Annotated in this window: 11 protein-coding genes; 3 read left to right on the plus strand and 8 right to left on the minus strand. The window is 48.8% G+C overall.

The features are described 5' to 3' along the window. Positions 1–122: 122 nt before the first annotated feature. The 8 genes from AC14M5_RS19680 to AC14M5_RS19715 form a co-directional block, all read right to left on the minus strand. Positions 123–1,367, minus strand: coding sequence for an allantoate amidohydrolase (locus AC14M5_RS19680; RefSeq protein ID WP_484031419.1), 1,245 nt, complete (start codon positions 1,365–1,367; stop codon positions 123–125). A gap of 234 nt (positions 1,368–1,601) precedes the next feature. Continuing rightward, positions 1,602–2,045: an Hsp20/alpha crystallin family protein gene (locus tag AC14M5_RS19685; protein ID WP_484031420.1), complete on the minus strand. Its 444-nt coding sequence runs from the start codon at positions 2,043–2,045 to the stop codon at positions 1,602–1,604. A 106-nt stretch (positions 2,046–2,151) separates the two neighbouring features. Beyond that, a complete protein-coding gene (locus AC14M5_RS19690) occupies positions 2,152–2,871 on the minus strand; it encodes a response regulator transcription factor (RefSeq protein WP_484031421.1) in 720 nt (239 codons plus the stop codon). Position 2,872: 1 nt separating this feature from the next. Continuing rightward, the gene (locus AC14M5_RS19695; protein ID WP_484031422.1) at positions 2,873–3,115 is read right to left on the minus strand and encodes a hypothetical protein; all 243 of its coding nucleotides are present in this window, start codon (positions 3,113–3,115) and stop codon (positions 2,873–2,875) included. A 16-nt stretch (positions 3,116–3,131) separates the two neighbouring features. Beyond that, positions 3,132–3,647, minus strand: a complete 516-nt coding sequence (locus AC14M5_RS19700; RefSeq protein ID WP_484031423.1) for an FHA domain-containing protein — start codon at positions 3,645–3,647, stop codon at positions 3,132–3,134. Continuing rightward, positions 3,644–5,125, minus strand: coding sequence for a DnaJ domain-containing protein (locus tag AC14M5_RS19705; RefSeq protein ID WP_484031424.1), 1,482 nt, complete (start codon positions 5,123–5,125; stop codon positions 3,644–3,646). The genes AC14M5_RS19700 and AC14M5_RS19705 overlap by 4 nt, the downstream gene beginning before the upstream one ends. A 1-nt stretch (position 5,126) precedes the next feature. Further along, complete coding sequence (locus AC14M5_RS19710; protein ID WP_484031425.1) at positions 5,127–6,038, minus strand: PP2C family protein-serine/threonine phosphatase; 912 nt, start codon at positions 6,036–6,038, stop codon at positions 5,127–5,129. An 11-nt stretch (positions 6,039–6,049) separates the two neighbouring features. Next, complete coding sequence (locus AC14M5_RS19715; protein WP_484031429.1) at positions 6,050–7,969, minus strand: outer membrane protein assembly factor BamB family protein; 1,920 nt, start codon at positions 7,967–7,969, stop codon at positions 6,050–6,052. Between the two features lie 169 nt (positions 7,970–8,138). Here AC14M5_RS19715 and AC14M5_RS19720 point away from each other — a divergent pair, with 169 nt between their 5' ends. The 3 genes from AC14M5_RS19720 (at position 8,139) to AC14M5_RS19730 (ending at position 10,660) form a co-directional block, all read left to right on the plus strand. Then, positions 8,139–8,795 carry a metallophosphoesterase family protein gene (locus tag AC14M5_RS19720; RefSeq protein ID WP_484031426.1) on the plus strand — a complete coding sequence of 219 codons (657 nt, stop codon included), beginning with the start codon at positions 8,139–8,141 and terminating at the stop codon, positions 8,793–8,795. Between the two features lie 2 nt (positions 8,796–8,797). Further along, entirely contained in the window at positions 8,798–9,649 is an 852-nt protein-coding gene (locus tag AC14M5_RS19725; protein WP_484031427.1) for a hypothetical protein, read from the plus strand. 99 nt (positions 9,650–9,748) lie between these two features. Then, the gene (locus tag AC14M5_RS19730) at positions 9,749–10,660 is read left to right on the plus strand and encodes a dihydrodipicolinate synthase family protein (RefSeq protein ID WP_484031428.1); all 912 of its coding nucleotides are present in this window, start codon (positions 9,749–9,751) and stop codon (positions 10,658–10,660) included. Positions 10,661–10,706 lie beyond the last annotated feature (46 nt).

A 10,706-nucleotide genomic window follows, 5' to 3' on the forward strand; every position in this document is an offset into this window, starting at 1 on the left:
ACACCAGAATATAATCGCTTATGGGCTCAACCCATCAACTGGTCGTGGACGCGTCGCAATTTGCACGATTGGGCAGCAAAGAAATCATCAGCACTATGTTGAATTACTTATCGAACATTCCACTAGACGCTCAATCTCAACACCGTCTGCAACAACACATTTGCACCGTTGACACAGTCTTCCCATTTGGTGAATTCACGCGGAGAGTGGCTCGCTCCATCCACAGATGAGACGAAGATCATGCCGACGGGGCATAAATCCGCAAGCGATTGTCCATCGTGGCCTGCGCCTGAGGCGAGTGAAACGTGCGTCAAACTTAAATCATCGCAGGCGTCTACAAAAGCAACGCGAACATTATCGCTCATGAGGCTGGGTGAATGTTTACCCAAAAATTCAATATTCAATTCCAAGCCAAAGCGAGCGGCTTCTCTTCGTGCCAGTTCAAGCAATGCCTGATCAAGCTGTTTGAACTGTTCTTCATCAGGCGAACGAAATTCAAGCGCAAGTTCCACGCGTGCAGGGACGATGTTGAATGCACCAGGAGCAAAGTCCATTTTGCCTACGTTCACCACGCAATTCGGAAAATTCTTCATCACCATTTCACGTGCCGCAATCGTGAACGCACTCGCGCCCAACGAAGCATCGAGTCTATCGTCCATTGTGGTTGATCCCGCATGGTCCGCCCTGCCAATGAAAGACAAACGATATGACCAAATCCCGACGATGGCGGAAACAATCCCAATATCAACTCCTGCGCGTTCAAGCCTCTTGCCTTGTTCAATATGAAGTTCAATGTACCCCGCAAGTGAATCTTTCGAGCGCGCGGCGCTCAACATGCTTTCATCGGACAAGCCCACCCTCGTTATCCCTTCCACTAATTTATCGCGCCCGCCACGCGGAGAAGCCAAATCTTTTTGACTGAGATGACCAGCCAGCGCCGCACTGCCAAGTAATCCTACCAACGTGCCTTCTTCATCTGTGAAGTCAATCGCCTCCAAATTGAGCTTGAGCTTGATCTCGTTTTCTTTGACAGTTCTCAACACTTCAAGAGCCGCCATTACGCCTAGGGCGCCGTCGAATCGTCCCCCGTTGGGAACAGAGTCGAGGTGTGAGCCAAGCAATAACGTTCTAACGTTGGAACGTTCAAACGTTAGAACGGCAGAGCAGTTTCCTGCGCCATCCGTATGAAACTCCAAACCCGCGCGTTCGACTTGCTCGCGAAACCATTTGCGCGCAACAAGATGCGCTTCACTGAATGTGACACGGTCCACTCCGCCATCGCTGGTAGCGCCAATCAAGGCCAATTGGTTAAACGAAGCAAGCATACGGTCCGCGTTGATGCGCAGGGTTGAGAATGATCCGCTCATAAGAATAAGTCTCCTTTGTAAGTGTTGAAAGTCTCCCACATTCAGTTGAGTCCGTAAAGATCTGGATAGCTTCATTAACTCACCTTACACAGTGTCATTCTGAGCGAAGCGAAGAATCTCTGATTTCGGGGTAGAGACCCTTCGCTCCGCTCAGGGAATCACGGCCAAGTGTGTTAGGTGAGTTATTAAAAGAAAATAGAGTCGAGCAAACTCGACTCTATTTTCTGAATTGTCTTATTTGGTCTTGATAGTGATGGTCTTGGGTTTGGCTTCTTCAGCTTTAGGAATTGTGATGGTAAGCACGCCATTCTCGAAATCGGCTTTGGCTTTGTCGGCCATCACATCTGTCGGGATGATGAGGGAGCGTTCGAACATGCCCCAACGTTGTTCACGCAGATGGTATGCTTTTTCCTTCACTTCTTCCTTCTGCTTTGCCTCGCCTTTGATGGTGAGCATTCCGCCTGTTACGTTGATTTGTACATCTTCGACATTGATGCCAGGCAGCGCAGCCTTCACCACAACTTCATCATCGGTCTGGTACATATCAATCGCAGGCACAGACCAGTTGCCGCCGTCGATATTGAACGGACGAGTGAAGGCGTCGTCAAAGAGGCGGTCCATGGCTTCTCGCAACGTCATCATCTCACGGGCGGGCTCCCAACGAATTAAATTGGACATAGGTACCTCCTTTTAAGTTTGGTGGATCTAAACTTACGCCCTTAATTTAAAACGCCTGCGTTAGAAAAACGCAGGCGTTTTGTATTCATTTTATTAGAAAATCGGCCTATTCTTTGGCCCGCTTGAAATCCACGAAACGGTAGCCTACACCGCGCTCGGTGAGAATGTACTTGGGGTCGGCGGGGTCCTTCTCAAGTTTCTGGCGCAGGTAATTAATATAAAGGCGGACGTAATGCGGTTCGTCACGATATTCATAGCCCCAAACCTTTTGAAGCAGTTGGTCATGTGAAACGACCCAGCCCGCGTTTTGTACAAGGTGGAAAAGCAGACGGTATTCCGTGGGGCGCAGCTTGACCAATTTGCCTTCCAGCCATATCTCGCGGCGATCAAAATCAATCTTGAGGCGTTTGTCAATTTCGAGCAGGCCGTGCATGGAACCGCTGACTCCCTCCGTGCGGCGCAGGACAGCTTTAATACGGCTGACGAGTTCGCGCGGACTGAACGGCTTGGTAATGTAATCATCCGCGCCATGTTCAAGGCCGCGCACACGATCATCTTCCTCGCCTTTGGCGGTCAGCATAATGACGGGCACATTACTGAATTCGCGCACGGTTTCCAGCACTTCAAACCCGTCCAGGTCGGGCATCATCACATCCAACAGGATGAGGTCCGGCGTGACATCACGCATTTTTTGAACGGCTTGCTTGCCATTAAACGCTTCACTCACCTGGAAGCCGTCATGCTCCAGGTTCATCCGAATGAAGCGCACCATTCGTTCTTCATCATCCACTACGAGGATGCGGCGGCGTTCCAAAGAATCAGGCATTTTATTCCCTCACGAAACCAATGATCTTTTCTTCCTCTGCACTTTCAAGGATTTCAATAAAGCTTATTTTGGCGATGGGCCAGATCACTTTGACAACATTGCTGTCAATATAATGCAGATCCTTGCCGTCCTTCTGCCGAGGATTCATTACAAGGATGAAGTTATCCGTAGGTTTGGGAAGTTCCTCTATTTCAGCTGCCACTGAAGATTCACCAGCAATGTGCAAAATAACCGTATATGCCATAATATGCTCACTTTCCTTATTTATTTTTTACCAGAATTTGTATCTTCATTTTTCCAAGCGCAATAATATCGCCATGCTTGATAATTTGCTCGACATTTGGGGAAAGCCGTTTTCCATTCACGTATGTGCCGTTGGCCGAGCCGAGATCCATAAAAATGATATTGGCACCGTCCCTCTTGATGACTGCGTGCAAGCGGGATACGCCTGCAGCATAAGCTTGATAGGGAGAAAGGTCGATATCCGGCATGATGGGCTGGCCTTCGCTAATACGACCCATCGTAAATTCATTTCGAGCCGAGAGCGGCAAGACCTGTCCCGTATCCAGCAAATGAAGGCTGCCCCACGCGTCACCGCCATCAAATTGCTGGTACAGATCATCCGATGGGTTCTTATTTTTTAAGACCTGCTGGAATTTTTCTGTGGTGACCGTTTGGGTGGTCAGCGATTCTCTACCCACCAATTGAGCGCCACACTCTGCGCAAAACATTGTGCCTGTCAGGTTCTCGTGCTTGCAGTTGGAACAAACGATCATCTTACTTTCTCCTTCGCCCCGCTTAACAAAAGTGCCCGGGTACTATATTTTATATCCTTGTTGCCAGTGAGACTCCAAGCGTGCATTTTTTCCAGATTTTCCGCTTCGAACAATGCAGTCTTTGCCAGAGATTGCTCACCCTGTGACAACAGATGCGTGGCAAGATTTTGCAGGTGACGCACCGCCACATCATATTGACCAGCGTCCACCGCAGTCCGGGCCCGCTCCTGCATCCGATATAAAGTGAGGCGCGAGAGGGCACTCAAGATCTTGGTCGGTGGAGGTTCGGCTGATGGGTTTTGCATAATATCGCGGGTAAGTTTTAGTCGAATTGGCGGAACAGGGATCGGCCGCGCCATGATCGAGGTTTTTATGGAACCGTTAAGAAGGGTTACCTCATCACCATCCAGCGCGCTCGGGCTTATCAGAAATTCAAATAATACATGTAATGGGGTATCCTGCAAAATGGGCCCAAGATGTATGGGGGATTCGACTTCTACGGCACCGCCTTCAGGCTGGAGGCGAAACGCATAATTTATTTTGATTCGTTCATTCGGCTTGAATTCAAGCAGTACCTCGTCTGCATAGGTGCTGACCAGTGCCTTAAATTTTTCTATAAGCAGGCGCTCAATATCCTTTGGTTTTGAGATATAAACAGATGAACCCCCAGTTTTACTCGCAAGTGCATCCAAAAAGATATCGTTCCACTCATGTCCGATGCCCATGCCTGAGATGCCAACGTTTTGCGCCGCAGCCTCTTCGGCAAGTTTCAGACATGCCTGTTCATCGCCATAGGTCTTTCCGTCAGTTAATAGAATGATGTGGTTAACACGCGAGGGATCCAATGTGCGGCGAATCTCGTTTAAGCCTGCCTCCAACCCATTGTATATCTCGGTTGCGCCAGAGGCTTGCATCATTTGAATACGTGCCTCCTGCTTCTTTTTATCGAGATTAACCGAAGCAGGGACAATGATCTCAGCACGGTCGCTAAAGGCCACAACACTTAAAACATCTTCCGGGCGTAAGTTCCGCAGCAATTGAATGGCTGTGGCTTTTACAATATCAAGTTTTTCACCCTGCATGGATGTGGAACGATCCAATACCAGGCAGATATTAAGAGGCGGAGAAGGAAGGTTGGTCTTTTGCTCACGCGGGCTTACTTCAAGCAACACGTAGACCAATTGCGGCTCGCCCAACTGCACAAGGTTGGGACGGCTGAAGCTCACTTCATGTTTTATAACGCTATTAGCTTCAATTTCAGGGGGCAGGGTGGCATCGTATAAATTGCGGCGCTTTGGGTTCGAGAGTACTTCGTAGGCCTGCTGTGTTTCAAGAAATAACTCAGTCTCACCGGCGGCTACATTCTTATCAGGATGCAGACGTTGTGCCGCATCGAAGTAAGCACGTTTAATTTCCTCCTGTGACGCATCACGGAAGACTCCCAGAATTGCATAATAATCGGGCTTACGGGACGGCATATTATCCGATCAACTGCGCAAGTATGACTGTAATATTATCGGGTCCACCGGCGGCGTTGGCGGCTTCGACCAAATTATGGCATGCACGATGCAAGTTTGGTGCCTCAGTGACGATTCGGAATATATCGTTTTCGCTGATCACGCCCCAAAGGCCGTCACTACAGATCATTAAAAAGCCGCCGCTCGGAAATGGGACGGTAAATATATCGGCTTCCAAAGATTCTCCCTGACCCAATGCGCGGATCAAGACATTGCGATGGGGAAAGTTTTCGGCCTCATCGCGGCTGAGGTGTCCGAGTTCTTCCAGTCGCTTGACCAGTGAATGGTCGCGTGTGATCGGTTCGATTCTTCCATCTGGATAAACGGAATACGCACGACTGTCACCCACGTGGGCGATGGTCACCTGCTGACCCAACACCAGCGCAGCAGTGACAGTGGTGCCACTGCCCGGCGCTTCACGCTGGACGTATTGATGAGCTTCCAAAATGGAAGTTTCCATCACTTCCTGAAGGGAATCCTGAAGGCTTTGCGTAGGCAGATTATACAAATAGGAGTGAAACTTTTTGGTGATGTTGCCGCCCATGATACGAATGGCGGCGTTGCTTGCTACTTCTCCAAACTGATGCCCGCCCATTCCATCAGCTACGATATATAAGCCAAAGGGAATGTTTTCGGTGCTGCCGGCAATCGTGGATGTAAGCGCGAGCACGCTATCTTCATTATGCTCGCGCTGCTTACCAACGGACTGCCCTACACCGGCAACCAGTTGTTTCATCTCATATTTGAAGTTCTGGTTTGCGATAATAGAACTGATCTGCTGGTCCGAAAGCGGTGCAGTGCTGGCCATGTCCATCTGCTTCTGTTTTGCAGGTTCTTCTTTTCCACCAAATAATTTTCGAAAAAAATCAGCCACGAGGACTCCTTTTAGGCAAACAGAGCATAGACACTATGGTCTGTTGAGCCAAAGTATACGATATCGTCAAACACGATCGGTGAACCTGTGATCGCCGCCTGTGATTCAAATTTCCAGCGTAATCGGCCCGTGCGATATTCAAGACAATACATGCTGCCATCCACAGACCCACAATAAACAGAGTCCTTATAAACGGCTGGCGAACTACTCACCTGGTTATCAGTGCGGAAACGCCAAACCTCTTTCGAAGTACGCATATCAACACAATAAATAAACCCATCTGCCGCGCCAACGAAAATCAGATCATCCGCAATCGCAGGAGATGAGACTGAGCCTTTACCCAGGCGGAACTTCCAAATTGCCCAGCCGTTCTTGGCATCCAGGGCATAAAGAACTCCATCCAGAGATGCGGCATACACAGCCTGCCCCTTACTGATTGGGGAGGATGTGATCGAACGTTTTGCCTGAAAACGCCATTTCATCTCGCCGCGAAAATCAAGGGCATACATGGCACCTGATTCGGTTCCAAAATAGATCATTTCGTTGGCCACCAGCGGAGTGGAATGGATCGGCCCATCAGTCGAAAATTTCCAAACTGAACGGCCTGTATCAACATTTACGGCATGTAAGTCCTGATCATCCGACCCGAAGAAAACATGCCCATCTGCAAAGCGGGGCGAGGAGTAGATTTTCCCTTCTGTAAAATAGGTCCACACTACTTTGCCTGTACGAGCAGTGACCGCATGCAAACGCTGGTCTTCTGAACAGAAATATATATTGTTATCGTAAAACAAAGGGCGCGATACGATACCTCCCTCTGTTGGATATTTCCACTGAAATTGTCCATCTGCCGCAGTCAGGGAGTACAGGTTATTATCATAACAGCCAATGTACAAACTCCCCTGATGCAAGAGCGGTGTACCACGTATCTCATCCTCACATTTAAATGACCATAAGGGCTTAACCCCGCCGCTCGAAACAGGTAATGCAGATGTGATCCTGGAGAGCGCTCCTGTTTTACGCGCAACATTCATCAACGCATCTTTCATGGCGGCAGCACTGGAGAAACGATCTGCTGGGTTATATTGCAAAGCCGTGTTCACCACCGCTTCAAACTCCACTGAAACATTGACGTTGATGCGTCGCACGGGGCGCTCCGCAAAAGAAAAAGGCGGTTCAAGGCGCGGGTCGCGTCGGGTAATCGTATGGTGCAGGGTTGCACCCATCGAATAAATGTCCGCAAGCGGGGTGGCCTCACCACGATACTGTTCGGGAGGAGAATATCCCTCTGTGCCAATCATCGTCCCTTTTTGCCCGGTCTGGAAAGTTTTGGCGATGCCAAAATCCACCAGCACCACATCCCCATTGTGGTTGATCATCACATTGGACGGTTTCATATCGCGGAAAACAATCGGATCTGGCTTATGACCATGCAAGTAGGCCAGCACATCACAAAGCTGGATCGCCCAACTGATAACCTGATCCTCTGGCAAAAATCCATTTGCATCGCTAATCACGGTTTCAAGGTCTTTGCCGTGAATAAATTCCAGCACCAGATAAGAGTGATCGTTCTGCGTAAAATAATCGTAGATACGTGGAATGGCAGGATGGTTAAGCGTGGCAAGCATGTTCGCTTCACGCTCGAAGTTTTGCACAATCGTCTGGCGCACCAGCGGATCGGGAGCCATGTTGATCATCTCTTTCACGGCCACCAACTTAACCACATTTGGAAAATGCAGGTCACGGGCGCGATACACCGACCCCATACCGCCCACACCGATTACATCCTGAATAGTGTAACGGTCTACAAGCGTTACGCCAGCTTGTAATTGCTGGCGATGAGGCGGTTGATCACCCGATCCTGATCCTATGGGTGAAGTGATGTTTCGTGTTTCCAGAGAAGGCTCCTTTTCATGCGTATGCGGATTAATGAATTATAGTGTGCAGTGAAGGGAATTGCAAATGCCAGACAGTTGCAATTTCGTCGATAGATGCCAGCGATTCTCGGCTGGGAAGCCCTAATCCACACAGTTGATGGTTTTGATGCTTTTTCTGTGGATTACCAAGCGCCCTTTAAGAATTGTTAATGAACAGACTTGCATGAAAACCGTTTCTACGGCACAATGCTTAGCGGTGAAAATTCTAGCAGTGAGCGATCAGGTCGTAGACCGCATGTACACCCTCATACCAAGCGGGCACTTTCAAGGAGTGGACATCATCCTGGGGTGCGGCGATTTGGCTTATTCGTATCTCGAGTATCTCGTCACCATGTTAAACGTGCAGATGTATTATGTGCCGGGCAACCATGACCCTCACTACAATATGATGGATAAGCTCTCAAGAGCCGAAGGCGGCTCAAACCTGGACCTGATAACTGCTTGCCATAAAAATTATTTGATTGGCGGCTTTGGGGGCTCCATCCGTTATCGGCCTGACGGCGTCAACCAATACACCCAGACCGAAGCCTATCTGCGAGCTTTTCGAATGCTGCCGCAACTGCTGATCAATCGCATCAAATATGGCCGCGCATTGGATATCCTTATCAGCCATTCGCCGCCCTTTGGAATCCACGATGACCTGGATCCAGCGCATAACGGCTTGAAGGCATTGAATTGGCTCATCCGAGTTGCCAGGCCGCATTACCATTTACATGGGCACACTCATTTTTACAAAAACAATTTGGAGGCCCAAGAGACCATGCTTGGTGCAACAAAACTAATAAATGTTTATCCTTACAAAATACTGGAAGTGAGTTAGCAATGTCAGACGAATTAAGTGCACGCGCACGCGCAGATTTTAGCAGGGCGCGTTTCAAATCCTTTATCAACCAAGTGTTCTCTGTGATCGCAGGCAAACACACCACTACTTTGCTGTCTTATGACGAGATCAAGGAGAAGCTGCGGATTGGGGGCCCTATTTATCGGGGAATCAAAACCGTTCATGTGGATCAGATTGCGGGGAGTCTGAACCGTTATCATGAATTTGATAGGGCCTTCCTCCCCAAGGAAGATCAACTCGCCAGCCGCTGGCAAAAAGTTGACCGCGCCTTTTATCAGGAAATCAATCTGCCGCCTGTCGTTCTATATAAAGTAGGTGATGTTTATTTCGTAGTAGATGGTCATCACCGCGTTTCTGTGGCGCGCGAGCAGGGACAGATTTTCATCGAGGCCGAGGTGCGCGAATGTGCCACGCGCGTGAACATCACAGCAGATATCAAGCCTGAAGACCTTGAGATCCTCGGTGCAAAAGTTGATTTTCTGGAACGCACTACATTAGATAGGCTGCGCCCTAATGCCAATATAAAACTTAACATTCCCGATGGCTTTGAACGTATGCTTGAGCACATTGCTGTGCATCGTTATTTTATGGGCATCGACCTGAAACGCGACATCTCTGAAGAAGAAGCCATAACGCATTGGTACGACACGGTTTACATGCCCATTGTTAAGATCATCCGAAAAAGCGGCATCTTAAAAGAATTCCCCGATAAAACCGAAGGCGACCTATATTTATGGACGCTTGACCATCAACATTATTTATCCAAAGAAGAAGGTCAGCCGCTTCAGCCGCCAGAAAAGGCCGCAAAACAATTCATCGAAGAAAATGAGTAACTGATTGATCGCTTCTTGCGCCGCCCCCAGCGCAAGATACATTGTGGAAACGCCGCCGACAACGGCGGCTTGAGCATACAGAAGAAAACGAGTAAATTCATGACTGACCTTCACCCCCTCGCAGGAATCTACGCTGCGGCAGTAACTCCCATCAAACCCGATTCATCGCTTGACCTTGAATCTATTCCCACACTTTTACGTTTTCTCGCCTCACGCGGATGCCACGGCGCATTGCTCTTCGGCACCACTGGTGAAGGGCCATCCTTCTCAGCGAAAGAGCGCGAGGCATTGCTGCGTTCTGCGCGCGTTTATAGGCAACAATTGCCTGGCTTCAGATTATTGGCAGGTACAGGTACACCCAGTCTTTCCGAATCCATTGAATTGACCAAACTCGCTTTTGAACTTGGTTACGATGGCGTGGTGGTTCTACCTCCCTACTACTTCCGCAAAGCGACCGATGAGGGCCTATTCAATTGGTTCAGTGAACTGATCACAAAAGCTGTACCGCAAAATAAATATTTACTTGGCTATCACATCCCTGTTATGACAGGCATTGGCTTCTCATTGGATTTACTCGAACGACTGAAAGAAAAATTTCCTGCTCAATTTGCAGGCATCAAAGACTCATCGCACGATGAAGCCTTTGCAGTTGAACTCGGCAAACGCTTTGGAAACGACCTGCTCGTTTTGAATGGAACAGATTCATACTTCCATCACGCCTTGAAGAATCATGCGCAGGGAGCCATCACCGCTCCAGTCAATTTAATCTCGGACAACCTGCGCGATATTTGGGATTTGTATCAGGAAGGCAAAGACCCTTCCGAAATTCAGGTGAAGGTTACAGAGCAGAGACATTTACTTGAAAAGTATTCTCCCATCGCCCCAATTCTGAAGGCGCTGTTGCATAAAATCCATGAGCTTCCGAAATGGTCAGTCAAGCCGCCAATGGAAGAGGCAGATGAGAAAATTTTGGAAGAAGCTTTGGCAGAATTTTCAACAACGATCAATTAAATGAATACCTGACGATTACTCTTCGCTCTGAAACCAGACCTCCGAG

This window comes from Candidatus Villigracilis sp., from assembly GCF_057083605.1.

What these genes read in the sequence shown, in the direction of transcription:
- AC14M5_RS19680 (WP_484031419.1), bottom strand. Translation starts at nt 1,367, where the DNA reads ATGAGCGGATCATTCTCAACCCTGCGCATCAACGCGGACCGTATGCTT.
- AC14M5_RS19685 (WP_484031420.1), bottom strand. Translation starts at nt 2,045, where the DNA reads ATGTCCAATTTAATTCGTTGGGAGCCCGCCCGTGAGATGATGACGTTG.
- AC14M5_RS19690 (WP_484031421.1), bottom strand. Translation starts at nt 2,871, where the DNA reads ATGCCTGATTCTTTGGAACGCCGCCGCATCCTCGTAGTGGATGATGAA.
- AC14M5_RS19695 (WP_484031422.1), bottom strand. Translation starts at nt 3,115, where the DNA reads ATGGCATATACGGTTATTTTGCACATTGCTGGTGAATCTTCAGTGGCA.
- AC14M5_RS19700 (WP_484031423.1), bottom strand. Translation starts at nt 3,647, where the DNA reads ATGATCGTTTGTTCCAACTGCAAGCACGAGAACCTGACAGGCACAATG.
- AC14M5_RS19705 (WP_484031424.1), bottom strand. Translation starts at nt 5,125, where the DNA reads ATGCCGTCCCGTAAGCCCGATTATTATGCAATTCTGGGAGTCTTCCGT.
- AC14M5_RS19720 (WP_484031426.1), top strand. Translation starts at nt 8,139, where the DNA reads ATGAAAACCGTTTCTACGGCACAATGCTTAGCGGTGAAAATTCTAGCA.
- AC14M5_RS19725 (WP_484031427.1), top strand. Translation starts at nt 8,798, where the DNA reads ATGTCAGACGAATTAAGTGCACGCGCACGCGCAGATTTTAGCAGGGCG.
- AC14M5_RS19730 (WP_484031428.1), top strand. Translation starts at nt 9,749, where the DNA reads ATGACTGACCTTCACCCCCTCGCAGGAATCTACGCTGCGGCAGTAACT.